The organism is Pseudomonas serbiensis, from assembly GCF_030580745.1.
Lineage (GTDB): Bacteria > Pseudomonadota > Gammaproteobacteria > Pseudomonadales > Pseudomonadaceae > Aquipseudomonas > Aquipseudomonas serbiensis.
Genome location: NZ_JAUQOO010000017.1, coordinates 145,110 through 161,768, shown reverse-complemented (window position 1 = coordinate 161,768; position 16,659 = coordinate 145,110). Strand labels below are relative to the sequence as shown.

The window sequence follows — 16,659 nt, the reverse complement described above, 5'->3', positions numbered from 1 at the left end:
TCTTTTCGGTCACTTGATTGACCGCTTGGATTTTGAATTCTTCGGGATAACGTGGGTTGCTCATGGCACCTCCTGATTGGCCTCAGTTTAAGGCAAAGAGGTGTCTACGAAACCCAGGGCGATTCAAGCTTCCCTGACATCGGATACCGAGTGGAGGCTGGGGGCCTTAAGCGCCTTTATTAAAAAGTGGAATAGTTTGGGCGTGCCAGGCGTAACGAGCGCTGCCGTGCGCTTTCTCAAAAGTATTCGCCTCAAAGGGAACCTCAAGGGCGCAGCAGTCCTGACTATGGATCCGCTCAAGGGGCCGCTTACGGATATTGAACGCTCGGCTACGCAAGCGGCACTGAACGATGCTTTTGCCGCCAAGAAGATCGCTCTGGATGACTATCTTTTGACGTGGCTTTGTTTGCTCTTGGGGCAGAGAAACATCCAGTTTGCGATGTTGAAAGTGTGTGATGTCGAAGAAATTGTGAAGGCTGATGGTAACCACGAGTATGTGCTTCGAGTGCCCAGGGTAAAGCAAGGCGGGGGCGAGGCGCGACGGGAGCAATTTAAGGCGCGATTGATAACCCCCAGCATCGGAAAATTGCTTATAGGCTACGCGAGCAGTGTTCGCGAACGATTCGGGCTTGACGAAAAATTCTCCATTGCGCCGTCGCAAGCGCCTTTGTTTCCTCAAAGGAAGGCGACGAAAAGGATTCGTCCAGGATTTCACCATCACACATCGCCTGATGAGATTGGCAGCAGAATCAGTTCGGTATTTGAAGCTCTACAGGTTTATTCAGAGAGGACCGGCGAGCCCATCAAGGTTACCTCTAAAAGGCTGCGACATACGATGGCTACGTCCGCGGCCAGAGAGGGACACGGCGAGCTGATCATCGCTGAATTGCTAGATCACAGCGACACTCAAAATGTCGGAATCTATGTGAAGGCCACACCGGAAATCATTGAGCGGATCGATCGTGCTGTGGCGCTTCGAATGGCGCCGCTTGCTCATGCGTTTGCTGGTGTCGTCATTAGTGAGGAGTCGGCGGCGACCCGTGGCGGTGACCCAACGAGTCGGATTGTCGATCCTCGCTTTGACGAAACGATGAAGCCGATGGGGAACTGTGGTCGCGGCGGACCTTGTGGTTTTATGGCGCCTATCGCGTGCTACACCTGTAAAAACTTCCAAGCCTGGGTCGATGGTCCTCATGAAGCGGTGCTGGAATATCTGATGGTCGAGCGTGAACGTCTGATCGCAGTGGCAGATGCCCGCATCGCAGCAGTGAATGACCGAACGATTCTGGCCGTTGCCGAGGTGGTTGAGCTCATTCGTGAGAAGCGTGGGGAGACGAAGGATGCCTGACAGCCTCGTAGTGTTCACCCCCAGGGCAGAGCGGGATGCTGCAGAGAACTTGGGCGAGTTTATCGCGATGAGCCGGTCTCAACTGACCATTTTCGGTGCTGGTCTTAGTTTTAGCGATATGACATGGGATGTCACCGACACCACGCAGCTGAAGGCGCATGGTAAGAACCGGGTCCGCATCTGCTTCTCTACTCAAGAAACGGTAGACGCCATACTGCCAACTCAGATTGCTGAGCCGTTTGTGTCTTTTGCAAAAGCTTACGTCCGCTACATGCAGGGTATGCGGCCAACGAAGAATCCTGCTTTTCGAGTCACTGCGCTGCGCGCCCTTGATGCGGCTTTTAGGACGAGCGGTCATTTGATCCCGGTGATGATGGATGGCGACACGTTTAATCGAGCTGCGCGAATTATCGCTGAGCGCCTCTCAGGATCTACGGCCTATCGCGTAGGTTCTCAGCTCGAGTTGATTGCCTGGTTTATGTCAGAGCACCGTCTCACAGTGATTCCGCTATCGTGGCGTAGTCCTATCAATCGACCGCTCGATACGGTTCGTGTGGGGCAGGAGTTTGACAAGCGCCGGAACGAAAAGATGCCATCTCAAGCCGCATTGGAAGCGCTTCCCAAGACGTTCTACATGGCGTCCCAACCTAATGACGTTATGTTCTCGTCGATTGCCGCGATTCTCTGCTCTGCGCCTGATCGCATCAATGAGGTGTTACTGCTTACCGAGAGCTGTGAGGTTTATGACAAAACGTCAGGTGGTAAAGATGTCTACGGCCTGCGATGGCAGCCGGCAAAGGGGGCTGATCCAATGGTTAAATGGATCATTCCCTCAATGGCTCTCGTTGTCGCTGAGGCCGTTGCCAAAATCAGGCATTTGACGGAAGGCGCTCGACGTATTGCTCAATGGTACGAGTTGAACCCAGAAAAGCTTTATCTACCTCAGCATTTGGAGTACCTGAGAAGCCAAGAGCTTTTGACAATGGGTGAAGTTCAGCAAGTGATTTTGCTGGATGAGGGCGCGGCTTCATTTGCTCGACTTTGGTGCGCCGCAAATGATGTGTTGTTGATAAAAAACGGCCGCAGAGTTTGTGCGCGATTTGCTGATGTCGAAAGAGCCGCGATAGCTCTACTTCCAGCGGGATTCCCACTGCTAAACGCGGAGATGGGCCTTAAGTTTTCAGAGGCGCTCATAGTAGTGCGGCGTAATGAACTGCATTCTGCCAAAGGTACATTTGGCTGTGTCGTTGAACCGGTCACCATCAATCAGGTGAACACAGCACTCGGCACCAGAAGTGAACATGGCTTTGAGTCGATGTTTGGGCGCCTTGGTTTCACTGAGCCAGACGGCAGCCATATCCGAGTATCTACCCATCAGTTCCGTCACTACTTGAATACCTTGGCCCAGGCGGGGGGGATGAGTCAGTTAGACATTGCGAAGTGGTCGGGGCGCGTGGATATTCGGCAGAATGAGGTTTATGACCATGTAAGCGCAGATCAAATGGTGGCGAAGATTCGCGCGTCCATTGGCGACGAATCTCAAATGTTCGGTCCGCTGGCAAATCTGCCGAAGAATATCCCTATTTCACTTGATGATTTTGCACGACTTAAAATTCCTACAGCCCATACGACTGACTTTGGTTTTTGCGTCCATGACTACACGATGATGCCCTGTGACCGGCATGCCGACTGCATCAACTGCGGCGAGCACTTATGCGTGAAAGGCGATGAAGGCAAGACTATGAGGGTGAGGCGTCGGCTGGAAGATGCGAAGCAACTGCTCACACGTGCTGAGGAGGCAACGACACAGGGTTATTACGGCGCCGACCGCTGGATGGAACACCACAAGAAGACGGTTCTGCGACTAACCCAACTTACAGAGATTTTCGATCATCCCTCAGTCGCGATTGGCTCTGTTATTCAGCTAGCGGATGTTCCGATCATTTCTTCGACGGGAGTGGAGCAAGCGCTGGAGGATCGAGCCGCATTGGATGGTTATTCGACGCTGAAGCGCTTGGCGCCGACTAACGCTAGCCGAATGAAGCGGAGCAAGCATGGCTAAAAGGCGAGCAAGAAACCTCGATGATCAGGCCATCGAACGCATTGTCGGGGTGTTGGATGGGTGGTCAGGCAAGCTTTATTGGGATCTGCTCATTGAGGCGATTGAGAAGCGCCTGGGTGTTCGTTACACGCGTCAGGCACTCGACAAGCACGCCCGGATTAAATCGGCATACCAGGCTACTAAGACGCGTCTTAGCAAGGTGCCTGGTTCGGAGCCCCTTCAAAAATTATCTACTGTAGAGGTTGGAGCGCTTACAGAACGTCTTAAGCGATTGGAGGCCGAGAACGCTCGCCTAAAAGTGGAGAACGAAAGTCTGCTCGAGCAATTCGTCACGTGGGCCTATAACGCATATTTGAAAGGGATGACGAAAGAGTATCTGAGCACGCCCCTTCCTCGAGTGGATAGAGAACTGACTAAACTTGCCCGCACAAAGAGGTTCGCAGGCGATGAGGGTTAAGTCACATGCTTCCAAGCTCTTCCTGGACACGCTCGAACAGTTGTTCGATGGTCATTGATCTGTCGCGGAGTAAGTAACTGTGGACAAGGATCGACACGGGGTGAACCTCCATGACAGATGCAATTTCGTCGAGTTTGTCGATCGTTGGGCTCTTGAGGCCCCTTTCTAGCGTGCTGAGATAGGTTCGACTGCTTACGTTTGAAAAATCCTCCTGAGTCAATCCTTTGTGGGTTCTCATCTGCTTTAGAGCTTGGCCGAAGGCCTTTTTCAGTTCCATTTCGCCAATCTCGCAAAAGGAACGATAAGGCCTTGATGAGCTCTTTAGAGCTACAATCTATAGTGTTCATTGGCCGGAGCTAAGGCATGTTCAGAACACATTTACAGGCTGAGGTGAAGGGAGCCCTTGCGTTCGGTGATGGCCTGCAGGTCTGGCGCTATGTGGAGCAGGCTATCCAATGTCCTTGGCTTTATGTGTGCTGTGCAGAGGCGTATGGGGAGGAAACCCTTCATAGCATGCTGCTGATCGCAGACATCTCGTTGTTCGAAGGACTGCTGGCCCAGCAGACCGAGGGGCTGCGCGTAGAGCGCGTGCTGCTCGTTAGCCCAAGGCATCTAAATCGGAGCTCTGATTGGCTGATGGAGGGACTCATAGAACTATGTGAGGCAATTGGTTCCTCGGGCGAGCACGTGGCCTATGTTTATAAGTTGGAGAGCGGGAGCACCTATTGGGACGGATATGTTCAGAATCAGCACCATACAGCTCTTCGAGTAATTTATGCTCGGAGGTGATTTTGCGAGATGGCTATGAGTTTAAACCAGCAGAATGAGGCGTCGATCCTTCGGCTAATTGATGCCATTTGTTCGCAGTGCCCACGACAGATTTCTGAAAAGACGCTAGCAGACTTCGCAAAGCAGGTCTGGTATGGAGAGCTGGATCTGGCTCCTCTGTTTAGGAAGCGCCTGGTGCAGGCAGGCGTCGCAGATGAGTCAAGGCGCCGCCTACTCTACGTTGTAGATCGACTGACCTGCTACCCCTGCATGCTGCGTTCGAAGGCTGCTCAACTCAGGGAAGTTTTGACGGAATGGGCTAACCTGAAGCCTGCTCAACCAACTTCCTACGCTGTCGGGTTAGCTTCCCGGCACATGCTGGATAAGAAGGCTTTTGAATGGGGTCTAGAAGAGGACATAACATCGCAGATGAAATTTGTGCTGAAGTATCAGACTCGTCACTATGCGGCCTCCCTGGGGAGGTTAACTGGATATTCTGAGTCCTAATCTCTTCTAACGTTTTCCGATCGCCCGATAAGATGTTCTGATCTTGAAAGCCTTTGTGTGTGGTGCCTAATGAGTCTGTTCAGCTTGGCATCTGGATTCGATCGTCCCAGCTCATCGATGGGTGCCCCAGCTCAGCCCGATAAAAATTGAATGTCGTTTCCGGGATTAGCTGACTACCACACGGCGGTAATTAGGCAAAAAGCCTAGCTGAAATCAATGGCGCAGGTCGAGGTTGTCATTGGTCAGCAGCAACACCCGATAGTTTCCGGTGGTTGGCGTCAGACGGTGAGATGCGCGGGAAAATCACAGGTTTCCTGCCTTGACATCCTGCTAGACAGCGGCCAAATTGCCATCATGCAAAAACGGTGGGATCCGGAAAAACGGTAGGGTAGCCTCTTGGCAAAATATACTTTCGAAGATCTAATCAAAAACGTTGATCAGCACAAAGCTAATTTACATGAATTTTACCTGGATCTAAAAAGTTGGCGAAAATTCGAATCAAAGTTTAAGTTGAATTGGCAGCAAATAAAGTTTGATTCACAGAATCAAATAAATGTTCCTAAAGAACGAGGGATTTATACATTCACTGCTGCTCTTTCAAGTAGTGAGCTCCCCATACATGGTTATATAATGTATATGGGGATTGCCGGTGAAGAGTCTGGGGGCACGCTTAATTCGCGTTTTCAGAACTACTTAGGCGATCTTCGAAGGAAATCGGGGCGCCCCAAGGTTTATTACATGCTGGAAAAGTGGAAGGGGGATCTTTTTTTTAGTTTTGTTCCTGTTCCCGATCGCAGGGTAAGCCTGCGAAAGTTGGAAACTGAGTTTCTATCTGCTATACGGCCGCCAATAAATGTGCGGGATTTCGAAGCAAGTATTACACATGCAAGGAGCGCCGCATTTTGAATGCTAAAAGTAAGCTTCTACTTCCTGCTCTTAGAGGTCATATCGGAGATTGGATTTATTATACGTGCCTAATACCCGTTTCGGAGTTGGCGGCTCGCGTTAACTATGCCGAGGAAATTCACCAAGATAAAGCTCTGTCTAAATTAATTCAGCGCAGCCTAGAGGGAGAACGGGCAGTCCATATTAGCAATTATCTTCAGAAAACTAAGCAACGATTTTTTAACTCACTTGTTCTGGCGACTTATGATGGCAATCCAGAGTGGTTAGAAGTGGGGAATTTTGAAGCAACTTCACATCTGGCGGACATAGGAGATGTTGATCAGCAGGCCCTAGAGACTTTAGGTTTCCTCAGCCTGTCCGGAGCAGAAAAAATATTTGCTGTAGATGGACAGCACAGGCTCGCAGGGATTAAGCGTGCAGTTTCTGAAAAGATGGACTTCAACGGCGAGCGAATACCAGTAATATTCGTTTCCCATAAAGAAGCCGCCCGGGAGCGCACGCGGAGACTTTTCACAACACTTAACAAGACAGCTAAAGCTGTAAAAAAGCGAGACATCATTGCACTCGACGAAGACGATACGATGGCAATTATTGCCAGACGCTTAGTCGAAACAAATACGTGGTTTAAAGATCCAAAGATATCGGTAGTTTCAAGCGAAAGTCTGCCAGCTTCGAATAGAGTTAGCTTGATCACAATTGCTGGACTATATGATCTGTTGAAACAGATATTCAAGCATAAAATGAGTTTAAGGTCAGATACACAGCTTAGATTTTATCGTCCGACAGACAGAGAGCTCGATAATTATTATAGATATGCTGTCGAGTATTTTGAGGCTATTGCGGAGGCCTTTCCTCCAGTTGGGCAGATGTTTAACTCTGACGAGCCAGTCCATATCACCCAGCAGCAGCGAGGAGCGCATGGCGGGCACGTCTTATTTCGTCCTGTTGGCTTGAGCATATTCACGACGCTTGCAATTGAATATGCGAATTACAACGGTTTGTCTTTGTTGGAAGCGGTTGATCGCCTAAAGACTATTCCAACAGACCTTGCAGGGAAACCTTATAGAGATGTTATTTGGGATCCTGTTCGAGAAAAAATGATACTTCCAGGTAAAACGCTGGCTAAGGATGTCTTGCGGTATATGGCAGGATTGGAAGTGGATACGGACATTCTCCGTGCGTCTTATGCTAAGGCTCGAGGTATAGATGGTCGCGCTAATCTGCCTGGGCGCCTAAAAATAGCCGTATCAAACTAAAAAATTGAATGGAAGAATGTTATGTATATGGATCAACTAGCCGTCGAATATTTAGCTGTAGATGATATTTTTCTTGATCCTAACAACCCTAGGTTTTGGACTGAAACAACTCGCCCTATTGTCCAGGACGAAAAAATAGTCGACGCAATTCATCAAAATAAATCCAGAATTGAAATAGAGAAACATGGAGTAGATGAGTTATATAGCAGTATGCTCAGAAACGGGTTTCTTTTACTTGATCGAATTGTGGTCCGCCCGCTTAAAGGATTGAGCGGTAAGTATGTCGTTGTTGAGGGTAATCGTCGATTCCGCTCATTGACACGGCTGAGAGCGGATATTTTGGAGGACAATATTGCAGAAAGTGATGTTCCCCAAAGTGACCTTCAGCGTTTTTTGAAAGAAACGTCAAAAATTGAAGTTCTCGTTTATAGCGGAGATAATGGAGAGGATATTTCTTGGCTGCTTCAAGGGATTCGGCACATTGGAGGAATTAGGCAATGGGACCCTGCGCAACGAGCAAAACTAGTTTCAGATCAAATTGATCGTGAAGGAATGACCTATACAGCGGCGGGCCAACAGTTCGGACTAACCAGCGTTGCTGTAGGAAGGCTATATCGCACTTATAGGGCGCTCGCTCAAATGAGGTCAGATGAGGAATATAGTACGAAAGCCCGAAATGACTATTTTTCGATTTTTGAGGCTGCTTATAGTAATCATGCGATGAGAAGTTGGCTTGAGTGGAGTGAAAGTGACTGCAAGTTTACTAATATTGACAACCTCAAGCGGCTTTATTCTTGGATCTCCCCTGACGAAGAAAATAGCAAAAAACGAAGGATCCATGATCCAAAACAGATCAAAGAAGTAGCATATTTGATTGAAAATGGGCATAGCACATTGTTGGGGCAATTTGAAGATTTTGAGCTCAGTGTATCTGAAGCTCGAGCTCAGGCAACAGCGAATGACCCAAAGCCCAAAGACTGGAGGAAGTCTATAGCTATGGCGGTATCGTTACTTGGGGATCTGCCACAGTCCATCATATCTGATGACCCGGATGAGTTTCTTGAGGTTTTGAATACTCTCGCTAGCATTATTGCGGAGCGCCGGCAAATGGTTGAGGCAGTATTGGCTAGTCAAGCCGACCAAACATCGGCTTGACTAGTCAGGCTTAGGTTAGACCGGTAGTTTGTCTTAGCTGTCGAGCGATAAACGATCGGCCGGATCCCGACGCATTCCTGAATTCAGTCGCTGAGAAATCAATCGCTTTAGCAGGGTCTAATATAGCCAAGAATTTCTCTAAAGTTACATCCTTGTCTCGGTAAACAATAGCGGCAATGGGGCGTAAAACATCGAATAAAGCTTGGATTCCGACTGTTTTTAATATAAAAGAGCCCGTTGCCGCTTGCCTCCAGAAAACCACCTCGCAAGCTCGTAGGTAATTAGATACTATTTTATAGATGAGTGCGTCGTTACCTTGAAGATATAGTTCTCTAAGTGGGGACTTATCTCTCCGTAAATCCCTTATTTCAGCTCGCGTTTTACGACTGCCTGCTAACATATTGTTAGCATCTCGCTTGGGGTTAGACGAGAAGAGTTTCATGATTCCTTCGACAATTACAGCTGTTGAAACACTCCAGCTGCCGGTGGATGAAAGCTCTTCTAGGTAGGCGTCTTTCTTCGGGGAGATAAGGATTTTTCCCTTTAGGGGGGAGTCAGGTTCAGTGCTCAGTTTTCTTGTTAAAAACACGGCTAATTTATCAGGAGTCCAATGTTCCGGTTTTTCATCGCTGATGTTATAGCCAAACTGCTCATAAGTGAGGCTTTTGTCCACAGGTTTTTGCGTCGAGTTAATTGTTGCGAATAGCTGGGCTTGGAATGGCACAGGTAGATCAATAAAAACTGCACAAACTAAATCCATTTTCAAACGATCTGGATCTGCGTCTGCAAACCCAAAAAGTCGATGCTGGCCATCAATAATGGACGCTGTTTTAGCTGGTGACGGGATTGTTAGCTCGTATTGCCCGTTCTGTGTTTTAGTAACTGACCAATCAGTTGAATCATCACTTTGCCCATCAGATAGGGCTTCGTCGAAGTCTGGGGAGTCTTCATGATTCAAGCTATTCGCTGCGAGGATAATCGCATTTGGGAAGGAGGCGTCCGAACGGTTTATGTACTCCGTAATAGATTCCAGACGTTTCTCCTGACGTTGGCGTTGTGTCCCTTCAAGTCGATAAGTATTCGTTTCTGGCGAATAGATTGCTTTAAGGCGCTGGCTGTCTGCAACCTGTAGCACTAAACCAGCCGGCAATGATACAACGTAAAATATGCCCAGTGGTTGGGATACTCTTAGCGCAGGAACAGTGAGGGGGAATTTAATAGGGTTATTCATTTTAGTCGACCTTAAATCCATTTAAATCGCCTGGTAAAGGTGTATTTGTATCCACAGGCCCATATGCAGTTGCGTCATCGGCATCCAAATAATCAGGATTCTCTGCATTAGCGATCCACCAAGCCCAAAGTGCGAGGGCAGAAAGGGCAATTTCAACACACAGACCGATGGGAGTGTAGAGTTGTCTTAGCCCTATTAAGAGACATGCACCAATAAAGATAAAGCACAATAAACAACCAAATGCCTTAAGTGCCTTTGGGTAATTGCCAACTATAAACTGTAGCATGGAGGCGCAGCCCAGAGAGGGATAGAAAACATTTATCGCGAAGCACACACTTGTGAAGGTTGCTTCCTTCGACAAAAACACATTCAGTCGAAGTATTTCTACCCAAATGCCAATACCCCCAAACACTACAATCCCAAGAGCAAAAAACATTACAAACGTAGGATGCTTTGCGGGCTTGACAGTGCGCGAAAGGAGTGAGGCACGAAATTGATACCAGTGACTGACTTTACCGTCCATTGTTTGACTCTTCTAAAATGCCTTTGTTGGGCCAAATTTCCCACTGCTATCCAAGCAGCTCTAAGAGAAGAGATCAAGAGTTATAATGGGTTGAATACAGACTGTCCTCCTGAGGTTGCTCGAGAGTGCGTGATAGCCGTCAACTGGGACACGATACACCTTTTTGCGGGCGATCCGAGTGCATCTGCAACCAGGATTTGGCGTGAGCAGCGAGTAATCTGCTCGCTGCGACGCATGGGCGTTTGACTACAGCCTTCGTCTCAGTGCGAAAAGGTCCGCAATTGAGCGCATCCATTAATTATAGATTTCGAGGCGTGTAGGATCTCAGCCTCAGATGTGGTCTTGCTCGGTGATAATCGAAAGGCACGTCGTGCTCTAGGCGTGTCTCCAAACATCGCCATCAGGACATGAGACGTTTTTACTGTCTGTGTGGAGCATGCGCTTGATGCTGAAAATGCCACATCATTTCGAAGAAGGCGAATGAGTGCGAGTGGTTCAATTCCGGTCATAGACACTGAAAGATTCCCTGGAAGACGTTCAACGCTATGCCCATTGAACGAGACTTCGGTAAGCGAGCTCGATAACTCGGTCTTTAGCAGCTCTCTTCGCTGAGTAACTATAGAATTTGATTGTTCATACTCACTTGCCGCAATTTCCATCGCCACACCCATACCTACAATCAAAGGCACATTCAATGTTCCGTTGCGAAGGCCTCGCTCATGCCCTCCACCCCAGCTTAGTGGTAATAGTTTGATGCGGGGCCGCTGTCGCCTAACAAAAAGTATACCGACTCCCTTAGGTCCATTTATTTTGTGGCCAGAGAAGCTGGCAAGGTCGAGTCCAAGAGTATTAACACTAATTTTAAAATATGAGGGCATTTGTGCTAGGTCTGAGTGGAACAACGCTCCGTTATTTCTACACAGTATCGATATCTCGGACAGCGGCTGCAATGTACCTACTTCATTGTTGGCACCCATGATGGATACCAAAAAAACTCGCTCCCTTTTTAGCGTCGCTTCCAGTTCTTCTAGTCGAATTTTCCCACAGTCATCTACAGGCAGATATGTTACGCGATGACCTTCGCTTTCTAATTGACGAAAAGACTCTAGAACAGCGGGATGTTCAATCTTAGAGGTGATGATATGTTGTGGAGAGCCTGTAGCACGAACAGTTCCTATAATGGCGAGATTATCGGACTCAGTACACGATCCGGTAAAGAATATTTCTTCTGGAGCTGCACCTATTGCCAGCGCTACCTTGCAGCGAGCCTCTTCAACTGCGCTCGATGCAGTTACGCCGAAAATATGTTCAGCACTAGAGGGGTTTCCGAATTTATTTATGAAGTAAGGGATCATCGCTTCAAATACGCGGCGATCCATTTCGGTGGTTGCATTATTATCTAAATAAATAGGGTGGTCGTTATTCATTATTCGGCTCTCGCAATTCTAGCAGATCCGATGGGCCTTTCACGCGCACAGAAAGGTAACCGGTACCACGCTGGATATGGCACCTAAGGAGCTCTAGTGCTCGACTATCAGATATGACTAGGTCACCAACCGGATCCTCAACATGCAGGATGGCGGCAAAAAAAAGCTCATTTTGGTCTCCCGTCAGTGTGTAGGCATTAAACTCTTGACCGTCCTCATCAGGTAGTGGGGAGTTTCCGATGGCGCCCTCCTCAAGAGAAGATATGAGCGCATACCGGCAAAGTAGGTTTGGTGTAATGCCTGTCCGCTGCCTCAAAGTTCGAAGTTTGCTCGTCGCATCGGTTGATATGCGCAGTTTGCTAAAGTGCATTTGTTGATTCCTGCTGATCCGATTTTTTAAAATAACCATTCACCACTGCAGTGCGCCGCTCTCCAGGAATGTACTCAAGCGTCAGCTTTCGAGCGATGAATGGGCTCAGATCTTGCGCTGCGACATCATCGATTTCAGTGTCAGTTGAAAGCACAACGACTTGATGGCTTACCTCGGTAAAATAGCGCTGCAGTATTGCTGAGCGATGTTCGCTGTCCAGACGCGCAAGCGGCGTGTCGATAATAATAGGTAAAGATCGTCCGCTCGATTTCGCTAATGCCCACAGCATCGCAATTGCAAAAACCTGTTTCTCTCCTGCAGAAAGAATTGATCTCGGAATTACTTCTTTATTCTGATCAAGTAGAGTTGCCTGGAAGGTTTCTGCATCGATGCTAACTGACCGCACAAGGTCAGATTTTCGAGCTAGCCTGCTGAAACACTCAACAAAAGCCAATTCCAACGCGTTTATTTTTTGCGAAATTAGCGCCTTTTCATACGAGGCCATAACGGAGGAAACTTGGGAAGCCAAGGCTAGCTTTCGATCTTGCTTCTCTTCTTTAGTTTGCTCTTCTAAAAAACGCTCCCGCTCTCGTTCGAGAAGAGAAATTTTGTAATCGATATTTTTAATATCTTCCAACGTCGTCTTTAGCTGACCGTTCGTTTCTCCATATGTTTGTTGAGCGGATAGCAATTCGTCCAAATAGTAACTGGTTGTACCCTCATCTATTCGATTAAGCTCTTTGTCGATGTGTATCAACCGAAGTTCTACCATGCGAGCCTTCTCTGAAAAAACACGGGCCGGAGCCCGTTGTTCTCCTACACGGCGGATAAGATCGGCAGCATTAGCTTGTACAAATGCGGCGGCACGAGTTTTTGTAGCGCCGACTTGGAGCGTAGACTGCACTAACTCTTTCAACTCGAATTGATGGGAGGGGGACCACCGTTCTTTTACTGCGCTATCGCTTTTTTCGAGCCAGCTTTCAAACTCTTTTAGCAGTTTTTGACCGGCGTTCCCATGTCCAGTTTCTTTATCGTGAATCGCTGATTCCATGGTGCTTAATAACTTCGGCGCCAATAACCATGGCCATACCCGAGCGGATCCGTCTCGAAACTCAGAAATTAAGGTGTTCAGTTCGGATTTTAGCCGAGTTCGCTCGGTTTCCAGCTCCGTTCTATTCAGCGCAACTTCGCCGCCGACAGACGTGAATCGTTGTTGTGCACTATTAACAACTCGCTGTTGGCTTGCCAAAGTTGTAAGTAAGTCTGCCTGTCGCTCAATGTATTCTTTTCTTTGGTCACGCAAGGTATTTGCATCTTGCACGAGTTTGTCCAGTACGCCAGCGCGACCGTTCTCTGCTTTCGCGTTTCGCGCTATATAGAGCCCCAAATCGGTTCGCAGTCGACCAATAAGGTCGATGCCAAGCAATGAGCGAACTGCCGTGCTGAGGTGCTGCCCATTGGACGTGTCTTCAGCGATCTCAGTAATTTTTTCTCCGTCGAAAAAAAATAGCTGTGAAACACCAATCGGGAGCAAATCATACAAAAAGCTTTGCCATTCATCTCTAGGGATGTCGAGATCCGACCCACCATCTTTGCTTATATCTAAGGTCTCAGATACGGATTCGGAAGACGTTACCCATGAGCGAGAAACTTTATAAGTACTTATAGTACCGCTCTCTGCATATTCGAATACTAACTCTACGGACGCTTCTGTAGCCTGTAGCTGTGAAGGGCCAGTATGCACCCGTGAACGCAGGTAAGCTTCGTATGAAGATTGAGAAGAGCGCTCTCCGAGTGCAAGCTTTCCATATAGCGCAAGCCGTATCGCTTCTAGGAAGCTTGTTTTGCCTGCGCCATTTTTTCCACCGATGAGCACAATGGATTTCGTTTTTTGTTTTTTTGATACGGTGCTTACATCTATTGTTTGCCGGCCAGCATACAATCCAAAATTGTTTAGCATTAAACTGTTGATGTGCATTTAGTCTTCAATCTCGATGAGTTTTAATTCTGAATGAGCCTCACCGAAACTATTGAGTTCCGATCGTCGGTCTTTAAGTATTTCCTCTAGATTTCGCCAGTCTTCAGCCAAAATTTTCTCGAGCCTAGTATGTATCGCGTGACGCCGCTTCATGCCACGCGTTGAGCGCTCTACATCAAGCAGTCTGATTACAAGATCAATCGGGGTATTGGTCTCATCACATATTGATTTGAGAAGCAGGCCATCCTCATGCGTGTATGTGGCAGCGTCATCTGCTATCCAATCTAGATCGATACCCATTACAGACTTGACGATCTGTGGTACGGAGTCTTGCCAATCTCCTCGTTCTTGCCTCCAGATCTGTCTTATAGCATGTAGTTCGACTTCGTGAATTAGCTGAGTTGCCTCACCTGGTGGAGCCTCGTGCTGCACCTCTTTCTGTGCTTTGAGCAAGTTTTCTAGCAGGGTTTTACAAAAGTCTAGAGTATAAGGCCCAGGAATTATTTCATCCGAATCGGTCTTGAAGGAGATTTGGCCTGTGCGGCGTCTGAAATCCCGAACTTCACGTTTTTTCTCAGGAATTTGCGTGTCAGCAAGCATGTCTCGATATTCTAAAAGAGGTGTCATCCAGTCTTGACCTGAGTCAATCATAGCCTCCATTGCTTTATCTTTTGTCACGACGGTACAAACCCAGCAACCAAATCTTGAGTTGCCGCAGCTTGGTGTCGTTGTATCAACTACCAACGGACATTCTCCTGCTTGAGCATTTCTGTACATCGCGACCAAATCGCGATTGTCATTCCCCCAAGGGGAGTCGTTCTGCAGCAAGTATGACCAAACCTCATCCGTGGTAAATGATTCTATGGGCGAGTACACAAATGCATTAGTTAAAGTGGAATGACGAGATAGGCGTGAACCTTTAATTCGATGCAGTGACATAACTTGTGCGCGAGTAGCACTTTCAGCGGACCTAACTCCGAGCACAACAATAACTTCGCCAAATTCCGCTACGCGATCAAGAATAAATTCGTTTGCGGGCTCAATCTTCAAGCGTTCGGTGCACCACCTAAATCGCCTGGAAGGAGCGGGATAACCTCGGCCAATTAAATTAACCCAGAAGCTACGATCAATGCGGGGGCTAACTTTGTGTGTGCGGAATGGTAAGTTTTTTTCAATTGACACGTCATTAATTCGAGCAAGGGTTTCATCGATATAGTTTACTATTACTGGTGTTTCTACTAACGTGTCTGAGCTTATGACGTATACTGTTTTTTTGCGCTTTTCTGGAGGCAACGCAGCTATTGCAACCCACACAGCCTGAAGCGTGCAGGTGGAGTCCTTGCCTCCACTAAATCCTAGTACCCAAGGGCGTTCGTCCGCTAAGTAAAGTTCTCTAATTTCGTCATACAGCTCGACAATAGTGCCTGCGGCACGTGACTTTTCCATTACACGGCCTTCTCTTCTGCGGAGCTAAGTGAGTTATAATTACGCTGAGTTTCTTTCTTGTCGTCAGACGATTCTGTTAGTTTTTGGTACACGGTCTCTGCCACCAAATTTACACTCTGCGCAGACTTGTTTATTTTTCCGCCGATCAGGGCGCGACCTTCCCACAATGAAAGATTTGATCTTGACCAGTTTATGGTGCGTAGCGACGGAATTTTTTGCTTCCAAGTGTCGGCATATTCCTTTTGTAGCCGCGCTCCGGCTAAGGCAATTGCCTGCACTGCTATTCCGTGAGCATGAACGTAGTCTCGACGTAGCTCGTGAGCCAATACAGCTTTTGAAGCAACGTTTTGCCAGTCAGGCATGTTGTCAATAACCACGGACCAAAACTCAATTGATGAATCCAGTTCTCCGGAGTTAATTGGTGTGTTTTTAGATTTTGCCAAAAGAAGCATTGTTGCTTGGTGCAGAGAACTCAATGTAAATAACTTGAATGATCTATTGGATATACTTGTCTTTTCCAGGTCTGTGAACTCACGAAATAGCGGGACAGCCTGAATCACGTCTCTTACTAGTTTTGCGATTTCATCTCGATGGTCGTAGAGCAATCTAATAGATTTAGTGGGTCTGATGGCGTGTACATTCAGGTCCGCAAACATTTGTTGAGACCGTAGTAGTCCGCCATCGGCAAACAGCACAATGGAGATAGACTCATCACCGAGCTCTGGGCGTTCGACCAGCGCCTCTTCAATTGCCGCGCGCCGGTGTTGTCCGTCGTTGATCAGGATGGTAGCGCTCATACCAATTCGTAATGTGCCAACCGACCGCATGGGGCCTACGCGCTCAATGGGCTCAAACTCAAGCTCTCCGTCCACGGAAGCGCATAAAGATGAGAGGATGTACTCGTCTAGGTGTTCACAGATGTACCGTGCGATTTGTGGTATACGCGTCCGGTTAAGAACGCGCTGAGCCCTGAGTTCCGGCGGCAGCGCTTCATCATCAAATCGGAAAAGCTTTGGTACCAGCTTTAGGGGGCACATGAGCACGTAATATGCTCTTCCGGCCTGAATGCCGCGCATCGCGGTAAAATGATAGCTGTTAGGTTCCAATTTAATTTCCCGCTTGGAAGTCTGCTAATTTGTTTAGGAAGTCTGTAATTTGCATTATATGCGTTTCTACCTTTGGGCGCACGATGGTTTGCTGTCCTCTGTCGGCACATTTGCCAACA

The 16,659-nt window shown here is 47.9% G+C and carries 15 protein-coding genes; 7 read left to right on the top strand and 8 right to left on the bottom strand.

Annotation, left to right across the window (positions count from 1 at the left end; translation table 11 throughout):
• Nucleotides 1-100 precede the first annotated feature (100 nt).
• The 3 genes from Q6A51_RS20675 to Q6A51_RS20665 are packed head-to-tail and all read left to right on the top strand — an operon-like array spanning nt 101 to nt 3,867.
• The gene (locus Q6A51_RS20675) at nt 101-1,348 is read left to right on the top strand and encodes a site-specific integrase (RefSeq protein ID WP_304575610.1); all 1,248 of its coding nucleotides are present in this window, start codon (nt 101-103) and stop codon (nt 1,346-1,348) included.
• Nucleotides 1,341-3,410 (top strand): integrase, encoded by a 2,070-nt coding sequence (locus Q6A51_RS20670; protein WP_304575609.1) that lies wholly within the window; start codon nt 1,341-1,343, stop codon nt 3,408-3,410. The genes Q6A51_RS20675 and Q6A51_RS20670 overlap by 8 nt, the downstream gene beginning before the upstream one ends.
• On the top strand, nt 3,403-3,867 hold the full coding sequence (locus Q6A51_RS20665) for a hypothetical protein (RefSeq protein WP_221616946.1): 465 nt from the start codon (nt 3,403-3,405) through the stop codon (nt 3,865-3,867). The genes Q6A51_RS20670 and Q6A51_RS20665 overlap by 8 nt, the downstream gene beginning before the upstream one ends.
• Nucleotide 3,868: 1 nt before the next feature.
• Here the strand turns inward: Q6A51_RS20665 and Q6A51_RS20660 are convergent, their stop codons facing one another.
• Nucleotides 3,869-4,144 carry a helix-turn-helix domain-containing protein gene (locus Q6A51_RS20660; RefSeq protein WP_221616945.1) on the bottom strand — a complete coding sequence of 92 codons (276 nt, stop codon included), beginning with the start codon at nt 4,142-4,144 and terminating at the stop codon, nt 3,869-3,871.
• Nucleotides 4,145-4,230: 86 nt separating this feature from the next.
• On the opposite strand from Q6A51_RS20660, the gene Q6A51_RS20655 reads away from it, so the two are divergent.
• From Q6A51_RS20655 to Q6A51_RS20640, 4 genes are all read left to right on the top strand, one after another.
• Nucleotides 4,231-4,656, top strand: coding sequence for a hypothetical protein (locus Q6A51_RS20655; RefSeq protein WP_304575608.1), 426 nt, complete (start codon nt 4,231-4,233; stop codon nt 4,654-4,656).
• Nucleotides 4,657-5,538: 882 nt separating this feature from the next.
• Entirely contained in the window at nt 5,539-6,048 is a 510-nt protein-coding gene (locus Q6A51_RS20650) for a hypothetical protein (protein ID WP_122320565.1), read from the top strand.
• On the top strand, nt 6,045-7,304 hold the full coding sequence (locus Q6A51_RS20645) for a DGQHR domain-containing protein (protein ID WP_183143745.1): 1,260 nt from the start codon (nt 6,045-6,047) through the stop codon (nt 7,302-7,304). The genes Q6A51_RS20650 and Q6A51_RS20645 overlap by 4 nt, the downstream gene beginning before the upstream one ends.
• Nucleotides 7,305-7,325: 21 nt before the next feature.
• Nucleotides 7,326-8,459 (top strand): ParB N-terminal domain-containing protein, encoded by a 1,134-nt coding sequence (locus Q6A51_RS20640; protein WP_122320563.1) that lies wholly within the window; start codon nt 7,326-7,328, stop codon nt 8,457-8,459.
• A gap of 10 nt (nt 8,460-8,469) precedes the next feature.
• Here Q6A51_RS20640 and Q6A51_RS20635 read toward each other — a convergent pair whose 3' ends face one another.
• From Q6A51_RS20635 to dndB, 7 genes are all read right to left on the bottom strand, one after another.
• A complete protein-coding gene (locus Q6A51_RS20635) occupies nt 8,470-9,690 on the bottom strand; it encodes a DGQHR domain-containing protein (protein ID WP_183143744.1) in 1,221 nt (406 codons plus the stop codon).
• A gap of 1 nt (nt 9,691) precedes the next feature.
• Nucleotides 9,692-10,213 (bottom strand): hypothetical protein, encoded by a 522-nt coding sequence (locus tag Q6A51_RS20630; RefSeq protein ID WP_147471833.1) that lies wholly within the window; start codon nt 10,211-10,213, stop codon nt 9,692-9,694.
• Between the two features lie 260 nt (nt 10,214-10,473).
• Nucleotides 10,474-11,640: a cysteine desulfurase family protein gene (locus Q6A51_RS20625; protein ID WP_122320562.1), complete on the bottom strand. Its 1,167-nt coding sequence runs from the start codon at nt 11,638-11,640 to the stop codon at nt 10,474-10,476.
• Complete coding sequence (gene dndE, locus Q6A51_RS27595; RefSeq protein WP_122320561.1) at nt 11,633-12,010, bottom strand: DNA sulfur modification protein DndE; 378 nt, start codon at nt 12,008-12,010, stop codon at nt 11,633-11,635. The genes Q6A51_RS20625 and dndE overlap by 8 nt, the downstream gene beginning before the upstream one ends.
• Nucleotides 12,000-13,988, bottom strand: coding sequence for a DNA sulfur modification protein DndD (gene dndD, locus Q6A51_RS20620; protein WP_122320560.1), 1,989 nt, complete (start codon nt 13,986-13,988; stop codon nt 12,000-12,002). Before dndD ends, dndE begins: the two co-directional genes overlap by 11 nt.
• Nucleotides 13,989-15,434, bottom strand: coding sequence for a DNA phosphorothioation system sulfurtransferase DndC (dndC, locus tag Q6A51_RS20615; RefSeq protein ID WP_122320559.1), 1,446 nt, complete (start codon nt 15,432-15,434; stop codon nt 13,989-13,991).
• Nucleotides 15,434-16,540: a DNA sulfur modification protein DndB gene (gene dndB, locus Q6A51_RS20610; RefSeq protein WP_122320558.1), complete on the bottom strand. Its 1,107-nt coding sequence runs from the start codon at nt 16,538-16,540 to the stop codon at nt 15,434-15,436. The genes dndC and dndB overlap by 1 nt, the downstream gene beginning before the upstream one ends.
• Nucleotides 16,541-16,659: the final 119 nt, after the last annotated feature.